We start from the raw sequence: 21,513 nt of genomic DNA on the forward strand, positions 1-21,513 counted from the left end.
TTCCTGGTTTTATAATTGAATGTTGATCCCTAAATTGTATTGCTTTAATAATGGATAGTTAAAGGCACTGTTAGCAGACCCGCTTAACGACAACTCCGGTTCCCACAGATCAAAGCTGCTGAAACGTAACAGGTTGATGCCGCTTAAATAGATCCGCGCATTTTTAACCGAAACCCGCTTAAGCCATTTCTGCGGAAGGGTGTAACCCAATTCCGTAGATTTTAACCGCAGCAGGCTTCCGTCTCTTAACCACCAGGTACTGACCTGCGAGTTATTCGCAACATCATCCGTTGTTGTACCTAACCTGGGATACAATGCATACAGGTTCTGGCTGCCTTCGGACCAGTGGTTATCCGCAAATTGCTGCAATATCTGCGTGGGCGACCCACCGGTAACACTAACAAAAGGACTGATCGCATTGGGGTTCATGTAAAGTGAGGCACGTGCCTGTCCGGTAAACCTGAAGTTCAGATCAAAACTTTTATAATTTAAACTAGCGCCAAAACCATAGGTCACCTGCGGACTGTTGGGTAATCCGATGGCAACCCTGTCGGAACTGTTGATAACGCCGTCGCCATTGATATCGCGGTATTTGATATCACCACCGCGGGCACCTCTTCCAGACGTTCCGAATATTTGTGTAGGTGATGCTGCCGCCTCCTGGTCGTCCACAAACAACCGCTCGGCGATATAGCCCATGCGCTGGCCCACATACTGCCCGGTTTGACGCCGCCAGTATTCCGTTCCATAATTGGGCTCCTCATAATAGTCATATTTTGCCTTTGAAAAAGTGCTGTTCGACATTACCACCAGGCTGATCCCGTTGGAAAACGTTTTCTTGTAATTCAATGTAAGATCCAGTCCCTGGGAACGTGCCTTACCCAGGTTACCACTCAGAGTGGCCTCCAGTCCCATACTACTGGGAATAAGCCTTGTTTGCAGGATATCGGTTGTTTTACGGATCCAGTATTCCCCAATAAAATCGAGTGCATTAAACAAGGTAAATTCCACCGCGTAGTTGCTGATCCGGCTGATCTCCCAGGAGATCTCAGGATTCGGATAATTCGTTATGGTTACACCCGGCCTGCTGTACCCGTTGTTGGTACCAAAAACAGCTCCGGCACCAGTGTTTTCGAGATTTACATTGGATAGATAGAAAAAGCGTTGAGAGCCGATATCATCATTCCCGGCCTTGCCATAGCTGGCCCTTAACTTAAACATAGTTACAATGTCGCCCAGTTTGCTGTTCCTCCAGAATTTTTCCTTGCTTACATTCCAGGCTCCCGATACACTGGGAAAAAAACCAAAACGGTGCGAGGGATCAAAACGCTCGGATCCGTTATACCCAAAATCAAACTGCAGGTTGTATCTGTTCTGATACCCGTAACGGGCGCTTCCTGCGTAGGTAAGATTCCGGGTGGGTAAAACTTTTGTATAGTCGCCCACATTGGATGGATCAAGTGTCTGCTGCCGGTTGATCACAAGCGATCCGTTAAGGCTGTGATCTCCAAAGTTCCGGTCATAGCTCAAAATACCCTGCATCTGGATAAAAGAGCTGGAACCCCGGTCTCCCGCAGAAATATCCAGGTATTCTGTAGCCACTGCATTAGATCCGGATGCGCCGTTTCCGTTAAACGTCAGTCCGGACTTATTGTTCAGCCAGAACAGCTCATATTGGTTGGCAGCTCTGTTGTACGTATTTACCGTATAATAAAACGGGTTATAGGTCATTGAATATTGCACCTGGGCAAAGCGGTTCGTGGTAAAGAACCCACTAAAATTCAGTCCCTTGGTAATCATATTCAGATCCTGGCTCAAACGGGCCGTAGCACTGATGCGGGAATTGTTCCGCGTCCGGTATCCCCGCATCATCTGCGCATAAGGGTTCGAATATCCTACCCCCTGTGTAGGTAAAAAGTTATCTCCGCTGCGGTCGGGTGAATTACCATTGAAATTACCAAACAGGATATGCTGTGTATACCGGTTGGCACTGTCCGGGGCAAAAAAGGCCGGGAACAACACCGGGCTGCTATGCGTGGCCCAATAATACAGATCGGTAGCAAACCCACTGGCATCATTGGTGATGGGTCCGTTATAATCATTGAAAATCCCCCAGAGATCCACACTGAGCTTTGTGCTACGGGTGAGCTTTACATCTACATTGGACCGCAGCTGGTAATTCCGGAATTTAATGCCACCGTCAAATATGCTCTGGGCGCCTTCTTTCAGAAGCCCGTTATCCTCGCTGTAAGAGCCGGACACCATATACTGGGTGGATTCACTTCCGCCGGAGACACTGGCATTTAATTTTTTTGTTTGTGAATATTTCTTAAACATCAGGTCCAGCCAGTCTACTGCGGGGTATACATAAGGATTACCATCAGGAGCGCCATCAAGGGTGCGCTGGGTAAAATAAATCTTGTCCGCATCAAATCTCGGGAGCTGATAAGGATTCCGGGTGAGCAACGCTTCATTGTACAGGTTCATATAGGTGACCGGATCGGCAAATTTCAGCGTCTGCGTAGGCGTCGAAACAGAATTATCGTAGCGTACATTATAGTTAGGCTTGCCTACTTTTCCCCGCTTAGTGGTTACCAGTATTACCCCGTTTGCTCCTCGAGAGCCATAGAGTGCCGTGGCACTGGCATCTTTTAAAATGGAGAACTCGGCAATATCATCTACCTGCAGGCGCGCGAGATCATCTGATGTTAATTCGATATTGTCAATTAAGATCAGTGGGCTTTGCCGGTACCCGAATGTGGTAACACCCCGCACAAAAAAATCAGCGTTGTCAAAACCTGGTTGCCCGCTGCTTTGAAACCCGATGATACCGGCAACCTGCCCGGCCAGCGCCGCGGTAAGATTGGAGGCCGGTGTTCTTAACTGGTCGGGCTTAATCGTGGCCACAGATCCTGTTACGGACTCCCGGCGGACTTTTTTTCCGTAGGCAGTCACAATTACCTCTTCATCTGCGGATACTTCCTTTGTCGTTAGCGTGATGCGGAGGTCCTGCTCCGGTGTGGAAGGAACCCGGTAGGTAGCATTGTTATATGTTACCGCGGTAAATACCAGCATGCTACCCGGTGTCACTTCCAACACGAACTTGCCATTTACATCGGTGGCCGTTCCCTGTTTTTCATTGTTTTGTACGGTAATGCTGATATTCGGTAGCGGGATGTTGGCAGTATCTACCACCGTACCTACAACCGTTATTTTCCCTTGCGAAAACCCGGCCAGAGACAGCAGTAAACATCCGATTGTTGTCAGGAGCAATCGAAGCCTCTTTGACGTGCCCGGGTACGTAAACGTCATTTTCATCATTGCGTTTTGCTTTTATTTTTATTATTAACAGGTTTGCGTTTTGAATATATTTTTTGAGAGCTTTTTTATACCCTCCGGGGGTACGTCAGGCTGCGCTATGATGACAGATGGCCACCTTAGCGATAGCCAATAGTCCTTCAACAACCCGCATGGATCATCTATGGCAGGCTTTTCTGAAAAGCTGCTTACCCTTCCCTGTGCTGCATTTCAACCCCGAAGGGTGCTGCACCAGGTCCTATGAGATTTAATGAATATGTTGCATCAGAAAAATGTCAGGCAACCAGCACATACCGTTTCTTTTTTTCCTGGCAAACGGTGTAACACCGCTGCTCCTAATCAATACAACAAATAGATACATTTTCTTTCTAATTCCTAATCAGTTCATAAACATTTAATAACAGTAGAATGCATATTAACACAATTAAACGGTTATTGAGTCCGGGCGTATGGTAAGGCGATGGTTTCGCTAACGCCGTTCGCATTCAAAATTGGACACTCTGCAATCGACAATGCAATGTTAAACCGCAAACATGCCCGCACGATTCGTTAAATTAACCAACCATTAAACAATTTTGGCAATAAGCTCCGGAGCGGCCATCAGCCTACTATACCACGCCTTGTCCCCTCCCTTATCCGATACCGGAAAACCCTTCTGCACCTGGTATATCTCCTTGTTTTATATGCGTTCAGCATGTTCATACATTGCTGCCTGGGTTCCCAGATATACACCTGTTTTTAATAAACTATTTTGTCATTACCGCTTCGTATTTCCCGGTAAAAAAATACCGGCGCCCTAATTTAAGCGCCAACGTTGCGGTTTTAAAACCGCAAACTGGTTTTTCGCAGAAGGAATACAGGTAGCAGATCCGTAACCAGCCAAAAAGCCGGCGGTTACCACAAGATCTGCCTTGTTTTTTGGGAACGGCCAGGCCGGATTGCTGCTTTTTTCCACATCCAAATCTCCCGCAACAAAACCACCCCCAATTATGTTACATTTGTCGGATAATACCAGGAGTTTTCATGGATAAATTTATTGTTTCAGCGCGGAAATACAGACCCCAGACCTTTGACACCGTAGTGGGGCAGGCTCATATTACAACCACCTTAAAAAATGCGATCCGGCAGAACCAGCTGGCGCATGCGTTTTTGTTTTGCGGTCCCCGTGGTGTGGGGAAAACCACCTGTGCCCGTATCCTGGCCAAAACCATCAACTGCGAGCATCCTACCGCAGATGGTGAAGCCTGTAATGCGTGCAATTCCTGTGTATCCTTTAACCAGGGAACGTCCCTGAACATTCATGAGCTGGATGCCGCCAGTAATAACTCGGTGGATGATATCCGCACCCTGGTAGACCAGGTACGGTTTGCTCCCCAGGCCGGCCGTTACAAGGTATATATTATCGATGAGGTGCACATGCTCAGTTCTTCGGCGTTTAACGCCTTCCTGAAAACACTGGAAGAACCGCCCTCCTATGCCATCTTTATTTTGGCCACCACAGAGAAGCATAAGATCCTGCCAACGATCCTGAGCCGCTGCCAGATCTTCGATTTCAAGCGCATTACCACCAACGACACGGTGGAGCACCTGGAGGCTATCTGCGAAAAAGAAGGGGTAACGGCAGAACAGGCCGCCCTGCAAACCATTGCACAAAAAAGTGAGGGTTGCATGCGCGATGCGCTTAGTATTATGGATAAGATCGTTAGCTTTACCAATGGTGAACTGAATTATGCCAATACGCTGGAGCACCTGAATATCCTGGATGAAGATTATTATTTTAAACTGCTGGATGATATGTTGCAGCAGAACCTTTCAGGAGCTATGCTTTTATATGATGATATCAACCGCAAGGGTTTTGAAGGCGACCTGGTATTGAACGGTTTTGCGGCCTTTATCCGCAACCTCCTGGTGAGTAAAGATGAAAAAGTAGTGGCGTTGCTGGATACGGTAGAAAGCTTTAAGCAGAAATATCTTGATACCGCAAAAAAAACACCGGTGGCCTTTCTCATCAGCGCGCTGAATGTGCTGAATGAGTCGGAGATCAACTACCGCTCGGCAAGGAATAAACGGCTGCATGTAGAACTTACCCTAATCAAACTTTGCTACCTGCAGCAAGCGATGGAATTAACGGCCGGTGATGCAGGGCTGAATAAAAAAAAAATAACTGAAAAAGCAACGGCCGTTCCTTTCCGGAGCATACAGCCGGTGTTGGTAAAACCATCGGCGCCGGCTTCAACAACAACCATTCCCGTTGCAAAGAGTGAGCCTTCCGGCAGCAGGCTTATCATTGAAGAACCGGCTCCCAGGCCGGTACCGCCTCCCCCGCAGCCCAGGGAAGCGGAAACCACCAGCCGAAAGATCGGCAACCTCGAAAAGCTCCGGCAACAATTTAGAGATACCCACGTAGAGCAGGTGGACCGTCCGCTTTCACAGGAATCCCTGGAAGAAGCCTGGGCGGCCTTTATTGTGGTTTTAAAGGAAAATAAAAATTCCGCAGCGCAAAGCTTCGACCTGGCACACTTAAAGGTGCTGGATGAAAATTCCTTTTACGTGTATACGGCCAATGCGATTGAATACCGGTTTATTGAATCCTGTAAAACACAGACCTCCGAGTTTCTTCAGCGGCGGCTGTCCAACTCCCAGCTCCAGTTTTACATTACCAAGCGGGAAAACGTGGAAACGCCCGAAAATAATGAGCCCCGGCCGTTGACCGCCGTACAGCAATACCAGAAAATGATTGAAAAATATCCGCTGGTGAAAGAGCTGAAAGAAAAACTAAAAATGGAACTGGACCGGTAGTACCTGATTTAAAGATTGACACGGATGCCCCGGTTCCTGTTTATTGCCGGGTATGTCTTTTATAAAACTGATGCATATGAAAAATCGACCGTCGCTCATGATGCGGCTGATCCTGTTGCTGACTTTTTTTTGCGGAAACACCTATGCCCAGGAACAAACCGACCGGGCACTGCTGCTGCACGATGTAAAAAAGATACCGTTGCCGGATGCTGCTTTTGCTGCCGCCACCTATCCGCTCTCCTTCAAACCCGAGGTCATCGCTACCGCCAACCTGGGAGACGACGCCACCAGCGTTTTTGTTCCCATAATTATGAGCAGCCGTATAGGCAAGGGTAAATTGCTGATCCTGGGTTCCGATGCCTATCTGAACCGGCCGCTGCTGGACAGTGCAGGCGTACAACAGCTACTGTTGAATATTTTTGCCTGGTCTGAACAGGATCAAGGTTCAAAAACAGGACTGATCGGTTCATTACCAGCATTTCAAAACTGGCTGGTTCAAAAAAATCATTCACCGCAGGCCGTTACAAACGGCATCATTGCCCCGGATATTTCCCTCATCTTTTGTAATGAAGATATCGGAGATAAAGAACAACTCCGGAACATCCGGTCGTTTATGGAAGCCGGAGGTTGTTTTGTGCTGGCCTCTCCCTTATTTCACCGCTTCCAGGCAAGTGCCAATTCGAAATACACCCTCCTGCTGCAAACCTTGTTATACCCCGCAGACCTTTACCATGTGGCCAACTTTGCTTACCCTGCTTCCAATAAAAATCAATTACTGCTGGATTCCGTACCCCGTTATGTAAACCTGCGGTATATTCTTGAAGACATTCGCAGCAACCGCTATGCAAATTATATAAAAGACAAAAGCGATATTGTTCCCTCCGTGATCCTTAATCTTTCGATCAATACAAAGGATTCCGTATCTGCTCCCGCCGCTTATGACTCCATTATGCGGATGTTTAACCTGGCAGATACCGCCCGTATGATTTCCTTAAACCGGGAGACCCCGCTTTATAAAAGCGACTGGAAAAAACACCTTACCTATCTCCTGCAGTGTGCGTACCGGTCAACCCTTGCAGAAAAGGATTCATCCTATGTTGATCCCGAAGTAAAAAATTTTCCAGGCACAGTGCCTTCTTCAGCAAAAAAAGTCACCCGCACAATAACCCTCACGCCGCTTCACAACAATAATGATCTTGAAGAGCCGGACAGCTCATTTAAACGCTGGTACAGCACCGGCTTATATGCACCCGCTGGCACGCCTGTAAAAGTGATCCTTTCAGTTAAAGACACATTGCGGAAAATTGAAGCGCAGATCGGGGCGCATAATGATCCCCTGATCCACTTAGATGAAATCAACCGTACACCTTATAACCTGGCCTCCAGTATTCACCTGCGTAAAGACACCACGATCATGCATTCATCATTTGGTGGTTTGATCTATATAAAAATACCAGACAACGATAAAGGACAACCGCTTAGGGTAACCCTTTCCGGAGCCGTGGATGCACCGTATTTCCAGCTGGGGAAAACCACCCCGGCCAACTGGCAGAAAGCGATCCGCCATGCACCAGCCCCCTGGGCGGAGCTGGCCACCGATAAGCTGATCCTTACGGTTCCTTCATCCCGGATCCGGAACCTTACTGATCCGGAAAAATTAATGAAGCTCTGGGACAGCATTATGGATGCGGATGCAGATCTAGCGATCATTCCCAGAAAAAGAAGGCATCCGGAACGGATCATTATCGACCGGAATGTGGCCTATGGTTATATGTATACGATCCCCTAACGGATTATGGCGCCGGATGATGAGAGCTGCCTGCTGATGCTTCAAGCAGATTCACTCCGTAAAAAAGGATCATGGGGACATTTTCATGAATTGGGGCACCGGCACCAGTTCTGGGGAATCGATCATGACGAATTGGGCGAAGTAACGGTAAACCTTTATACCATGTATGCGTTTGACAAAGTATTGGGCAAGGGCCTGTATAACCATGAAGCCATTTCAAGCAGGGCAGCCGTACGCGAAAAGATCCAGGCCTATTTAACGTCGAAGCAAACCTATGAAGACCTGGGCAAAGATCCATTCCTGTACCTCAGCGTTTTTATTCCCATTATTGATGAAATGGGCTGGCAACCCATATTCAATCTTCACAAAGATTTCCGTGCCGTATTAACGGCACCCCCCGACCGGCATAAATTAGAACCAGACAACGACAAACGCCGCAGCGCCTTTTTTATTGCATTGTGCAGGGCTACTCAAAAAAACCTCACCCGTTATCTTGAGCTGTTCCGGGTTCCCGTTACCGAAGCATTAAAAACCGAAGCGGCCAAATACCCGGAATGGATCCCGCATTATTTTATGGATCCTTCCGTGTCACCGGATACAACACAACACCGTTAACCGGTTTTTGTCTGTAACAATCGCAGCTCAGAATAATTTTGCTATTAGAAAAGCTGCGGAGCTGCATTGATCCTTTTAGCAATAGCATACCCGGTGATGAAGGTGCAGCGCACCGGTATAGTATACGGTGCTTTCGCGTCCCGTCGTAATATTACCGCCGCGCTGCGGCTAAAAAGCGCATTCACTCCTCTGGGTTACAGAGATGCACGGCGCGCTGCGCCTTTGTTAAAACAGGATGACCGCAAGCGGGCTTGCCATCACCTCACCGATTAGCGTGCCCCGCCAATGACAGTAAATTTTTTCGTATCGGAAATTAATTAAGCATTCATCATAGCGGACAATGTCCAGCTGCATTTATTTCAGATTCTGCCCATTGTTCTCCTGGATCCTGAAACTATCCCGACTCGTCGGGACAGCATACCCGTAAGCATGCTTGCCATCACTTCCATATAGCACCATTAACGCCTGTTGATATACAGCCTTGTCTCAGCCCCGCGTTGATACCCGTCTTCCAAAACAACAGAGCTGCAATACTTCGAAACTTCTTCCGTTGTATTGCAGCTCTTTTCTCATGCTACTTTTTGCTATAAACCAACGCTGTATATTTTTCTTCAGGCATTCTGCTAAGTGCTGAGGGCTGAAGAAGGATCACTCAACCGCTTACTTCTTCTTCCGCTGATCCTGCATTTGCTTTTGCTGTTCCTGCATCTGCTCCAGCCGCTCCTGCCACTTGGTTTTTGTTTTGGGCTTCTTACGGTTTTCCTGTATCCGTGCCAGGATCTTGTCATGATCGATGATATAATTCTGGATCACAAACTGCAGTGCCAATGTGATCAGGTTCGATACGGTATAATACCAGGTAAGCGCCGATGGCAGCCTGTTAAAGATAAACAACAGGAATACCGGGAAGATATACGGCATATACTTCATCATCGGATTGCTTTGATCCGGCGACATGCTCATGCTATAAATAGAGATCAGTAAACTGGTAACCGTTGCCGTAATGGTAAACAGGCTCAGGTGACTGCCCAGCAGGGGAATATGAACACCAAATTTGATCGGGTCATCAAAGGCCGACAGATCACTCGCCCAAAGGAAGTCTGCTCCCCGGAGGTCAACACTGGCATTAAAGAAACTGTACAATGCAAAGAAGATCGGGATCTGGAACAGGGCAGGAATGCAGCCCCCCAGCGGGTTTACGCCGGCTTCGCGGAAAAGTTTCATCTGCTCCATGCTCATTGCCTGCTGATCGGTACCAAACTTTTCTTTAAGTGTGGCAATTTCCGGGCGCAGCGCTTTCATCTTTGCACCGCTCAGGTAGCTTTTATAGGTAAGCGGAGAAATCAGCAACCGGATCACCAGGGTCAGCAGGGCAATTACCAATCCGAAGTTGCTTACAATGCTTTTGAAAAAATCAAATACCGGAACAATCACATACTGGTTCAACGGACGTACAAAAGCATACATGCCCTGTCCCAGATTTACAAGCTTGCTAAAGCCGTTATCGTATTTCTTTAAAATGTTATAGTCGGCCGGGCCATAGTAAATGCTCATCGGCACCGTGGCTGCATTTCCTGCAGGAACCTTCAATTGCATATTTGCGGTGGTCTTTACCACTTCCTTATTGGCATCCGGCGGAATGGTCCAGGAGATCTTTCCCCCCGTAAAATTATCCTTTGCCACCAGGAAGGTATTGAAGAACCGCTGACGCACTCCGATCCAGTTTACGCTTTTATCAAAGTTCACATGATCTTTCCGACCGATGGTGTGGTAATCAAAACTGCCATCCTCCATGTAACCGATCTGTGTATTTTGTTTTTCAAACTCAATATCGGACTCCTGCTGTGCCGCATCATACTGCCAAACCATATTCATCACACCTTGCGACAAAAGCGTACCCGGTTGCGACAGGTTGATGTTGAAATCGATCTTGTATTGATTGGGATGAATAATGAACTGATGCGTGATAGCGTTGGAAACATTCGTACTATCGCCACCCTTCAATTCAAATGTAACCACCTGGGTACCATCGGGGCCCGGCGTTACCTTCCCACTGCTAAAATAAAGATCGCCGGTTTGCGCACTTTGATTAGCCGCAGTGTTGATCGCATAGCTGATCTTGTTAAAATCCGTAGCCGCCAGTTTTACCTGTTGGCTGTCCAACGCATTTTTAAATTTCTTCAGCTGTACAAACTTTGGCTGACCTCCTTTATTGGTAAAGACAATTTTGAACACTTCGTTTTCTGCCGTTACAAGCTGCTCCGTGCCCTGTGCCGCGTTTAAAAACATACCGGCACTGGTAGCATGACGCTGAGAATCGGCCCGGAGTGAGTCCTGCCGCAACGCTGCCGTATCCAGTTTCGGCCTCAGTGCGTTGGCAATGGAATCCTTTCTTGCCTGTTCTTTCTGGTGTTCGCCCTGTTGTAGATTATTGTAGTAAAAATAGAAGAAAAAGAGTACGGCTAAAAGTCCGAACCCAATGATCGTATTCCGGTCAAAATTCATTACTTACGTGTATTTTTTGAGGCGGCAAAGATAGGACAAATCCCCCGGCTTTGTCTTTTAGGGCTCCATCTTTGTTTTTTGCCCTCTTTGAATGATCACCCCGGATATCCGGAAGTAGGGATGCCCCTGTTCATCGCCGGAGTTACTGTTTTTTTATGACGTTCCCTTATAAAAAAATCGCCCGGAAACCAGGCGACTAAATGTGTACGTGTATAATAAGTGTTTATAAATCAACGTTTAGGACCTCTCCTTTTTTCGATGCAACGCTGTTGGCGGCGGCATGTTCCACCGCAGCTTCCACAAATTTCACAAAAATGGGATGCGGGTTTTCCACGGTGCTTTTCAGTTCGGGGTGAAACTGAACCCCAACAAAAAACGGATGTGAAGGCAGTTCGATCACTTCCACCAGCCCGCTTTCCGGATTTTTACCGCTGGCTACCATGCCGGCCTGTTCAAAGGCCTGCAGGTATTTATTGTTAAACTCCCAGCGATGCCGATGGCGTTCTGTGATCTGCAGCGTTCCGTAAATAGAAGCAGCCAGGCTGCCCTCTTTCAGTTCACAGGCATAAGAGCCCAAACGCATAGTGCCACCTTTTTCGGTAATATTCTTTTGGCTTTCCATCAGATCGATCACCGGATCGGCCGCATTTTCGTCCATCTCGGTAGAGTTGGCTTCTTTTAAGCCGATCACATTCCTCGCAAATTCAATAGCCGACATCTGCATACCCAGGCAAATTCCAAAAAAGGGTAGTCCATGTTCACGGGCGTATTGTACCGCCGTAATTTTTCCTTCCACCCCTCTTAGTCCGAAGCCCGGTGCTACCAGTAACCCATCCAGTCCGCCAAGCTTTTCCGACACGTTTTCCGGAGTAATATATTCACTGTGTACATTTACGATCTGCACCTGGCATTCGTTTACCGCACCGGCATGTACAAAGGCTTCCAGGATCGATTTATAGGCATCCTGCAGCTCCAGGTATTTTCCTATCAGACCGATACGCACGATGGATTTGGGGTATTTCAGCTTATCGAGAAACGCACGCCACCTGAGCAACTCCGGCTCTTTATAATCCGCTATGCCCATTATTTTCAAAACAGTAATATCCAGCTTTTCCCGAAGCATGGCCATGGGCACTTCATAAATAGTTGACTGGTCGGCAGATTCGATCACCGCCTCCTGGCGCACATTACAGAACTGTGCTATTTTCCGGCGCAGTTCCGGCGTAAGGGGCTTTTCGGTCCTGCATACAATAATATCGGGACGTACCCCTTCCTGGCTCAGCATCCGTACACTGTGCTGGGTGGGTTTGGTCTTTAATTCTTTTGCGGCTTTCAGGTAGGGAACCAGGGTAAGATGGATGACAACCGTGTCTTCATCCGGCAGCTCCCACTGCAGCTGGCGGATGGCTTCCACAAACGGCAGGCTTTCGATGTCGCCGATGGTACCACCGATTTCGGTGATCACAATATCATATTCGCCGGTGGTGCCCAGCTCCATCATCCGGCGTTTGATTTCATTGGTAATATGCGGTACTACCTGTACCGTTTTGCCCAGGTATGCACCTTCCCGCTCCTTATTGATCACGGTCTGATAGATCCGCCCCGTGGTCACATTATTGGCCTGGGAAGTAAAAATGTTCAGAAAGCGTTCATAGTGACCCAGATCCAGGTCCGTTTCAGCACCGTCTTCCGTTACATAGCACTCTCCGTGCTCGTAAGGATTCAGCGTACCGGGATCAATATTGATATACGGGTCGAATTTTTGTATCGTAACCCTCAGCCCCCTCGCCTGTAACAGTTTTGCCAGCGATGCGGCAATAATTCCTTTTCCCAATGAGGAGGACACGCCTCCGGTTACAAATACGTACTTAGCCATAATGGTATATTAAAATCAATAAATCATTCCTTAACAAGAATCATTTCACGAATAAAATTCAACCTGTTTCAACAATATCCAGCCTGCATGATCTCTCTGAAAAAAACAAATCAGCCCGCTATGACCCATAAAATCCTGTGGAAAATTTGAAAGGTCATGCAAAGTTAGGAAATCATTTGTAAAAAAAACGTGGAGTGGGAATTTATATGGTTTTTTTGCCGCTGAAACGCTGAAACACATAAATGCCAACCGCTCCTGCCAGAAATTGCCCGGAATTTTATGCTTTTAATTTATCCTTTAAAAGCGAAACCAGTTACAGACAAATACCATTGCAGATGATTCATTTTTTTAACGCCGGGCGAATTAAAAAGCATTTTGCCCGGGTCAGTATTGCAGATCATATCGATGGCTAAATACTGATGAATCACCATAATAAGTCAATATATTGATGGATATTGTTTTTATTGAAGGATACTCCAGCTGTTGATGGGGAAATATTACTTTATGTACTTGTTTCTGAGAAAATAACGATCCAACAGGCTTTCCAATATCGGAGTCTTTTAATACATAGAATGCAATTGTTGACTGTCCGCGTTTTCGAACAGCTTCAATCAGATCATCTGCAATAAAACCGGACCACTCCCCAAAAGGCGTTAAATGACTGGCCTTATTTACAATATAGCAACGGCCATTTAATTGCATGGTATCTAAATAATGGATGTGGTCATTGCGGACATCCAGACTGTCTATAAAAATATAAATCCCCGTGTTTGTTTGGTTGAGAAAGCGCAGCTCCTTTCCTTTTCGGGGAGGATCATACACAGGCAGCCGCCAGCAATAGCACAAATATCCAAAGCATCTACGCCTTTTTCATGATCGCTCAATTAATCTTTGGCAATCTTCTTGTAACTGGCAATTACGCCACGGATCAGCGAGGAGCTGAAGCCCCGGTGTTCCATCTCGTTCAGACCTACAATGGTGCAACCCTTGGGCGTGGTTACTTTATCAATTTCCTGCTCGGGATGGCTGCCGTTTTTCAGCAGTAATTCTGCAGCGCCCTTTGCTGTTTGTGCAGCGATAAGATTGGCGGTTTTGGCATCGAACCCGATCTCAATACCAGCCTGTATATTAGCGCGGATATAGCGCAATGCAAAAGCGGTTCCGCAGGCGCCCAGCACCGTAGCGGCATCCATCAGTTTTTCATCAATAAGGGCCACCTTGCCCAACGTATTGAACATATCTACCACGTAAGAAGCCTCCTTTTCGGTAGCATTCGCATAACTGATACAGGTAATACTTTCCTGGATGGCGATGGCCGTATTGGGCATGGCCCTGAAAACGGGGAGCTGCTTTTTGATCATCTCCTGCAGATCAGTGAGGGAAACCCCCGTAATTACAGAAACGATCGTATGCTTTGCCGTTAGTTGTTTTTTAAACCCTTCAATCACTGCCGCCACCTGGAAAGGCTTTACAGCCAGGATTACCAGTTCGCTCTGTTTTACGGCAGCGCTGTTATCGGCACTTATATTGATGCCTTTTTTTTCCAGCTCCTTTAAAGTAGCCGGGTTTCTTTTAGTAATCGTTATGGCTTCAGGCTTACAGAATTTACTTTTGATTAGCCCTTCGGCGATGGCTGTGCCCAGGTTACCGCCACCGATAATTGCAATGTTCATATCTCTTTAGTTTCAGGTTTAGGGTTCCATGTTTCAGGTCAAACGTTGAACGTGAAACATGGAACTTTAAACTAAATTACAGTCCGCCCATCGCTTCCCCGGCAGTTTCCTTTGCCAGGTAGCTTTCGATGGCCGTGTCATATTTTTCCTTCCATTCGCTGATAGCACCCCAGTTGGCACCGTTAACGGTTACGTCACCAGAAGTAACCACCCCGATTTTCTCAAACGGAACACTGAGCTGCTGTTCAAATGCCGCCGCTTTATCGGCTGTAACTGTTACTACCACACGGCTCTGTGCTTCCCCAAACAGGATCGCATCTTTACGGAGCGCTGCATGGGTGTTGATATCAAAGCCAAGCGCCCGGTTAAACCCGCTTTCCAGCAACGTCACAAACAAACCACCCTCACTAATATCATGTGCGGATGCGATCGCTCTATTACTAATCACCTTCGCCAGCGACTGCTGCAAGGCAAATTCTTCCTCCAGTTCAAAATAAGGTGCGGGTGAATGGGTAATACCATGTATATGGTACAGGTATTCAGAACTCCCCAGATCCTCCGGTTGTTTTCCCAACAGATAGATCACGTCCCCTTCATTTTTAAAGTCGAGCGTCATTTTATTATCGATATCCTCCAGCAATCCTACCATACCGATGGTTGGTGTGGGATTTACCGGTCCGTCCGGGTTCTGGTTGTAAAAGCTCACATTTCCCCCGGTAACGGGGGTATCGAATTTACGGCAGGCATCGCCCATACCTTTGATGGCGTTTACAAACTGGTAGTATACTTCCGGATCATACGGGTTCCCAAAGTTCAAACAGTTGGTCACCCCCAGCGGTAATGCGCCGCTGCACACCAGGTTACGGGCCGCTTCGCTTACCGCGATCATCGCACCTTTATACGGATCGGCGTATACATAACGACTGTTACAATCTGTAGTAACGCCCAATCCTTTTTTTGTACCTTTTATGGTAACAACAGCCGCATCCGAAGGAGCGTTGGTAGAGGTATTCACGGTTCCCACCATGCTGTCGTACTGGTTATAGATCCAGCGTTTGGATGCGATCGAAGGCAGGGTTACGATCTGTTCGGCCACGGCTTTCAGATCAGCCGGCTCCGCTACAGAAGCACCGTCAAACGCCCCGATCTTTTGCAGGTAGGCCGGTTCTTTGTATTCCCGGTCGTACTGCGGGGCGCCGCCGCCCAGTACCAGCTCTTCGGCAGGCACTGAAGCCTCCAGCTGGCCATGCATGTAAAAATTCAGCAATCCGTCATCCGTTACCTCGCCAATAACGGCAACCGGCAGATCCCATTTCTCAAACACTGCTTTTACTTCAGCCTCTCTTCCTTTTTCGGCCACCAATAACATACGCTCCTGGCTTTCGCTCAGCAGCAGTTCCCAGGGCTTCATATCTTTTTGACGGGTAGGCACCTTGTCCAGGTCGATGCGCATACCCACACCGCCTTTAGCACTCATTTCTGCCGTGGAACAAATGATCCCCGCGGCGCCCATGTCCTGCATACCTACAACCGCCCCGGTTTGGATCACTTCCAGGCAGGCTTCCAGCAGCTTTTTTTCCTGGAACGGATCGCCCACCTGTACCGCAGGCAATTCCTGCACGCTTTCGGACGTGATATCCGCCGACGCAAAAGAAGCCCCGCCGATACCGTCTTTTCCGGTAGCACTGCCCACAAAAATAACCGGGTTGCCGGTACCTTCTGCGGTAGCCGATACCGTTTCCCCCGCTTTTACGATCCCCACACTCATGGCATTGACCAGCGGGTTGGTATGATAGCAAGGATCAAAATAAATTTCTCCGCCCACGGTAGGCACCCCGAAGCAGTTGCCATAATGCCCGATCCCGTGCACCACTCCTGCCAGCAGGTGCTGTGTTTTTGCTTCATTCAGTTTTCCAAAACGCAGGGAGTTCAAGGCTGCAATAGGGCGCGCGCCCATGGTAAAAATATCCCGGTGTATACCGCCCACACCCGTTGCCGCTCCCTGGAAGGGTTCCAGCGCCGAGGGGTGGTTATGCGATTCAATTTTGAATACCACCCCCAGTCCGTCGCCGATATCCATCAGCCCGGCATTTTCCTCTCCGGCGGCTACCAGCATGCGGCCACCGTCGCGTGGAAGTGTTTTCAGCCATTTAATAGAATTTTTATAACTGCAGTGCTCGCTCCACATGGCAGAGAAGGCACAAAGCTCATTGAAATTAGGCGTGCGTCCCAGTTTTTCCTTAATCAGTTCAAACTCTTCTTTCGTTAAACGCAGCTGTTCTGCGGTTTTTACAGTAATTTCCATTATCTATTTATAGCTGATTTTATGTAGTATTGAAAAATCGCAGCGAATTTACAAAACTACGGTCATTCTTAAGGAGAAACCTTCCGCCGGTTACCTAACATTCATTCCCGGAATACAATATCCTGTTTGCCGGACGTTCCTCCAGGGAGCGGTCACGGGAAGGTAATGCCCGTTTCCCGGCAATAAACCGCTTTGCCTGTTTTCTTCTCCTTCATTCCCGGGTCTCCTGAAAGGGACCTGGGAATACAATACTCATTTCCCGGACATCCCCTGCGGGAAACATCACGGGAAAGAACGGCCTGCTTCCCGGGCAATAAGCCACTTTGCCCGTTTTCTGCAATTATTGAATTATCATCTCCTTCATTCCCGGGTCTCCTGAAGGGACCCGGGAATACAATACTCATTTCCCGGACGTCCCCTGCGGGAGACATCACGGGAAAGAACAGCCCGTTTCCCGGGCAATAAGCCACTTTGCCCGTTTTCTGCAATTATTGAATTATTATCTCCTTCATTCCCGGGTCTCCTGAAAGGGACCCGGGAATACAATACTCATTTCCCGGACGTCCCTTGCGGAAGACATCACGGGAAAGAACAGCCCGTTTCCCGGGCAATAAGCCACTTTGCCCGTTTTCTGCAATTATTGAATTATTATCTCCTTCATTCCCGGTCTCCTGAAGGGACCCGGGAATACAATACCGTATTTCCCGGACGTCCCCTGCGGGAGACATCACGGGAAGGTAATGCCCGTTTTCTGCAATTATTGAATTATCATTGTATCATTCCTTCATTCCCGGGTCTCCTGAAAGGGACCCGGGAATACAACACTCATTTCCCGGACGTCCCCTGCGGGAGACATCACGGGAAGATAATGCCCGTTTCCCGGGCAATAAGCCGCGTTGCCTGTTTTCTGCAATTATTGAATTATTATTGTATCATTAAAATGCGCAGTTTTGGAAATTTTTCTCTTCGCGGCATACCTCCTGCTTTTTACCTGGTGTATTCCCAAAATCCGTTTTTTCAACAACAGCGGACTTTCAGGATTTCAACTGGCGGCTCTTTTCCTTTTAAAAGTGGGCATGGGCGTCATTTATGGCTGGATCAACTGGTATGCCGGTGGTTCCCCCGGTAATACCGATACCTGGGTACTGCATACAGAAAGCCTGAAAGAAACAAAAACCCTGCTTACATTTCCCCGCCAGTACATCACCAGCTTTTTTTACGACGGGTCCGGCACCGGCTTTGAAAACTTTTTTACCTCCGGTGCTTCTTATTGGAACAATCTGAAAAACAACACGTATATCCGTATCGAATCGGTATTTAATTGCTTTAGCTTTGGCAGTTACTTTGTAAACATCATTTTTTATTGCTTTTGGGTATTTTTTGGTGCCGTTGCCCTTTACCGGGTAATGCAGCATCACCTCGGTGGCAATCGCCTGCTGCTGATCATCGCCTGCTTCCTGGCTCCTTCCTTTTTGTACTGGACCAGCGGACTTCATAAGGACGGGCTTACCTTTCTGGCTCTTAGCACGGTTATCTATATTTTTTATTTCCGGGTTACTTCAAAAAAACCAATACAAGGATACCTGTTACTGCTGGGCGCCTTCCTGCTGTTGTTTGCGCTCCGGAATCATGTACTGCTGGTACTATTGCCGGCCCTTTTGTGCTGGGTACTGGCCCGGCGGTTTCCAAACCAGCGCGTGCTGGTGTTTACAGGTCTATACAGTTTGGGACTGATCCTCTTTTTTTCAGCAAAATACCTGCATCCGGCGTTGGATTTTCCGGCCATTGTTGCCGGTAAACAGGAGGCATTCCGGGCACTAACCGGTGGTCAGTCCAGCATACCGGTACAACCTTTACAACCAGATCTCGCAGGCTTTATACGCCAGTTTCCCCAGGCTGCCGGCATAGTACTTTTCCGCCCTTTTATAGCCGACCTTAAAAAGGTGCTTATTGTTCCCGCCTTCCTGGAGCTCCTGCTCACCTGGATCTGCATCCTGCTTTTCCTGATCATTCCCCGGAAAAAGCGAAGTTTCCGGCCTTTTAGCCTGTTCCTGCTGGCATTTACGGTCAGTGTATTATTTATGATTGGTTATACCGTTAATAACCTGGGCGCTGTAGTACGTTACCGGTCCATTCTGTTTCCCCTGTTCCTGCCTGCTATTTTAACAGGTATTTGCTGGGAACGACTTACGAAAAAATGAATATTAAAATAAAATAATGTATTGTTTTTAAAGAAAAAACACCATTCCGCTAATCACAAAACAATAAAAAGTCAAAAATTTATTTAAAAAATAGAAATTTTTCATCAAATAAATGCCGCTTTCCTTTTATTTTTGCAAAAATTATTTTTCAATGTCATTAAGATTCAACGCAATTTCCGAGCTGCATACCTACAATACGGATGTAGGTAAGATCACCCCCAAGATTACGGAGGTTTTTGGTTCTCATGTATTTGATTTGAAAACCGCGAGAAAGTTTTTAAGTGATGAAGCATATAAAAGCCTGAAGGCTTCTATTAATGCAGGTCAGAAAATCGATCGCAATGTGGCCAATCAGATTGCTACGGGCATGCGTGCCTGGGCAGAAACCAAGGGTGTAACCCACTATACACACTGGTTTCAGCCATTGACAGGAACTACGGCTGAAAAACATGATTCCTTTTTTACATTAAAAGGAGATGGTACGCCGATTGAAGAATTTGACAGTGCTGCACTGATCCAGCAGGAGCCGGATGCATCGTCTTTCCCCAACGGAGGTTTAAGAGCTACGTTCGAAGCAAGAGGTTATACCGCCTGGGATCCGTCTTCTCCTCCCTTTATCGTGGAGATCGGTTACGGCAGAACCCTGTGTATTCCTACCATCTTTATTTCCTATACCGGCGAATCGCTGGATTATAAAGCTCCTTTATTAAAGTCGATCGAAGCGCTGAATAAAGCGGCAGTGGACGTATGTAATTATTTTGACCGCAATATTCAAAAAGTAACCGGTACCCTGGGATGGGAACAGGAATACTTTGTAGTTGACGAAGGACTGTTTAATGCACGGCCCGACCTGGTGATGACCGGCCGTACCGTTTATGGTCATAACTCTGCAAAGAACCAGCAGCTGGAAGACCATTATTTTGGCGCAATCCCTGAGCGTGTATATGCATTTATGCGCGATTTTGAGAACGAATGTTACAAACTGGGTATTCCGCTGCGCACGCGTCACAACGAGGTGGCACCCGCACAGTTTGAGTGCGCTCCTATTTATGAAGAAATCAACCTGGCGGTAGACCACAATACCTTATTGATGGATACCATGAGCCGCATTGCTCCCCGTCATGGTTTGAAAGTGCTGTTTCATGAAAAGCCGTTTGCCGGCATTAACGGAAGCGGTAAGCACAATAACTGGAGTCTTGCTACCGATACCGGCGTAAATCTGCTGGCACCGGGCAAAACCCCCAAGACCAACTTAATGTTCCTTACTTTCTTTGTAAATACCATTAAGGCGGTACACGATTATGCAGATATCTTAAGAGCTTCTATTGCTTCTGCTCCCAACGATCACCGTTTGGGCGCTAATGAAGCGCCTCCTGCGATCATTTCCGTATTTATCGGAAAATACCTGTCGCAGGTACTGGAAGAGGTAAAAGAACGCGTTTCTGATAAAATGGATGAGCAGGATGAAAGCATGCTGAAACTGGATATCCATAAAACGATCCCGGAATTGTTTATGGACAATACCGACCGGAACCGTACCTCTCCTTTTGCTTTTACCGGAAATAAATTTGAATTCCGCGCTGTAGGTTCTACTGCAAACTGCGCCAACCCCATGACCGTGTTAAACACCATCATGGCAGAAACGCTGAAGCAGTTCAAGAAAGAAGTAGATGCGCTGATCGAAAAAGGCGAGAAAAAAGAGATCGCCATCATGCAGGTGATCCGCGAATACATCGTTGCCAGCGAAAAAGTACATTTTGAAGGCGACGGGTACAGCGAAGCATGGGAAAAAGAAGCGGAAAAAAGAGGGTTACCCAACCTGAAAACAACACCGCTGGCCCTGGATGCCATGGTTACCGACAAAAACAAGAAACTGTTTGTTGATAACGGCATCTATTCCCTGTCTGAACTGGAAGCAAGACACGAGATCGAACTGGAAAAATACATTAAGAAAGTACAGATCGAAGGCCGCATCATGGGCGAGATGGCTACCAGCATCATCCTTCCGCCGGCGATCCGTTATCAAACGCTCCTGGCTAACAATATCCGCGGCTTGAAAGATGCGGGTCTTCCGGAAGAGGCTTACGCCAACCAGAAACAGATCCTCGATAAGATCTCTGAGCACATTAATAAAGCCAGCGACCTGGTAGAGCAAATGATCGAAGCACGTAAGATCTGCAATGCAATTGAAGATACACGTACCAAGGCCATTGCCTACGAAAGCCAGGTAAAAGCAAAATTCTTCGACCAGATCCGTTATCATGTAGATAAACTGGAATTACTGGTAGACGATAAAGAATGGTACCTGCCGAAATACCGGGAGTTGCTGTTCATGCGATAATATACCAACCTTACAGGAAAATAAAAGGCCGGCAATTGCCGGCCTTTTTGTATTGGAGGCTTTTTAGCAGATAGTGGAATTAAATTGGTGT

At 47.4% G+C, this 21,513-nt stretch carries 10 protein-coding genes and 1 pseudogene; 4 read left to right on the forward strand and 7 right to left on the reverse strand.

From position 1 onward, the window contains the following. Positions 1-9: 9 nt before the first annotated feature. The gene (locus LQ567_RS23575) at positions 10-3,273 is read right to left on the reverse strand and encodes a SusC/RagA family TonB-linked outer membrane protein (protein ID WP_231008359.1); all 3,264 of its coding nucleotides are present in this window, start codon (positions 3,271-3,273) and stop codon (positions 10-12) included. 1,068 nt (positions 3,274-4,341) lie between these two features. On the opposite strand from LQ567_RS23575, the gene LQ567_RS23580 reads away from it, so the two are divergent. Both LQ567_RS23580 and LQ567_RS23585 read left to right on the forward strand, forming a co-directional pair. Then, the gene (locus LQ567_RS23580) at positions 4,342-6,117 is read left to right on the forward strand and encodes a DNA polymerase III subunit gamma/tau (protein WP_231008360.1); all 1,776 of its coding nucleotides are present in this window, start codon (positions 4,342-4,344) and stop codon (positions 6,115-6,117) included. Positions 6,118-6,730: 613 nt separating this feature from the next. Next, positions 6,731-8,521: pseudogene (locus LQ567_RS23585) on the forward strand (M60 family metallopeptidase). A 660-nt stretch (positions 8,522-9,181) separates the two neighbouring features. Here LQ567_RS23585 and yidC read toward each other — a convergent pair. The 6 genes from yidC to LQ567_RS23615 all read right to left on the reverse strand — a co-directional run bounded on the left by yidC (position 9,182) and on the right by LQ567_RS23615 (position 17,368). Then, positions 9,182-11,026, reverse strand: a complete 1,845-nt coding sequence (gene yidC, locus LQ567_RS23590) for a membrane protein insertase YidC (protein ID WP_231008362.1) — start codon at positions 11,024-11,026, stop codon at positions 9,182-9,184. 223 nt (positions 11,027-11,249) lie between these two features. Continuing rightward, on the reverse strand, positions 11,250-12,902 hold the full coding sequence (locus tag LQ567_RS23595; RefSeq protein WP_262909697.1) for a CTP synthase: 1,653 nt from the start codon (positions 12,900-12,902) through the stop codon (positions 11,250-11,252). 384 nt (positions 12,903-13,286) lie between these two features. Beyond that, the gene (locus LQ567_RS23600) at positions 13,287-13,604 is read right to left on the reverse strand and encodes a hypothetical protein (RefSeq protein WP_231008364.1); all 318 of its coding nucleotides are present in this window, start codon (positions 13,602-13,604) and stop codon (positions 13,287-13,289) included. A 182-nt stretch (positions 13,605-13,786) separates the two neighbouring features. Then, positions 13,787-14,575 carry a pyrroline-5-carboxylate reductase gene (gene proC / locus LQ567_RS23605; protein WP_231008365.1) on the reverse strand — a complete coding sequence of 263 codons (789 nt, stop codon included), beginning with the start codon at positions 14,573-14,575 and terminating at the stop codon, positions 13,787-13,789. Positions 14,576-14,651: 76 nt separating this feature from the next. Beyond that, positions 14,652-16,880, reverse strand: a complete 2,229-nt coding sequence (gene purL, locus LQ567_RS23610) for a phosphoribosylformylglycinamidine synthase subunit PurL (RefSeq protein ID WP_231008366.1) — start codon at positions 16,878-16,880, stop codon at positions 14,652-14,654. Between the two features lie 152 nt (positions 16,881-17,032). Beyond that, entirely contained in the window at positions 17,033-17,368 is a 336-nt protein-coding gene (locus LQ567_RS23615; RefSeq protein ID WP_231008367.1) for a hypothetical protein, read from the reverse strand. 462 nt (positions 17,369-17,830) lie between these two features. On the opposite strand from LQ567_RS23615, the gene LQ567_RS23620 reads away from it, so the two are divergent. Further along, a complete protein-coding gene (locus LQ567_RS23620; RefSeq protein WP_231008368.1) occupies positions 17,831-19,081 on the forward strand; it encodes a hypothetical protein in 1,251 nt (416 codons plus the stop codon). Between the two features lie 151 nt (positions 19,082-19,232). Further along, positions 19,233-21,422, forward strand: a complete 2,190-nt coding sequence (locus tag LQ567_RS23625) for a glutamine synthetase III family protein (protein WP_231008369.1) — start codon at positions 19,233-19,235, stop codon at positions 21,420-21,422. Positions 21,423-21,513: the final 91 nt, after the last annotated feature.

The sequence above is a fragment of the Niabella pedocola genome, from assembly GCF_021044425.1.
GTDB classification, from domain to species: Bacteria; Bacteroidota; Bacteroidia; order Chitinophagales; family Chitinophagaceae; genus Niabella; species Niabella pedocola.

Coding starts and splice junctions, on each gene's coding strand:
- LQ567_RS23580 (WP_231008360.1), top strand. CDS start 4,342: ATGGATAAATTTATTGTTTCAGCGCGGAAATACAGACCCCAGACCTTT.
- yidC (WP_231008362.1), bottom strand. CDS start 11,026: ATGAATTTTGACCGGAATACGATCATTGGGTTCGGACTTTTAGCCGTA.
- LQ567_RS23595 (WP_262909697.1), bottom strand. CDS start 12,902: ATGGCTAAGTACGTATTTGTAACCGGAGGCGTGTCCTCCTCATTGGGA.
- LQ567_RS23600 (WP_231008364.1), bottom strand. CDS start 13,604: ATGCAATTAAATGGCCGTTGCTATATTGTAAATAAGGCCAGTCATTTA.
- proC (WP_231008365.1), bottom strand. CDS start 14,575: ATGAACATTGCAATTATCGGTGGCGGTAACCTGGGCACAGCCATCGCC.
- purL (WP_231008366.1), bottom strand. CDS start 16,880: ATGGAAATTACTGTAAAAACCGCAGAACAGCTGCGTTTAACGAAAGAA.
- LQ567_RS23625 (WP_231008369.1), top strand. CDS start 19,233: ATGTCATTAAGATTCAACGCAATTTCCGAGCTGCATACCTACAATACG.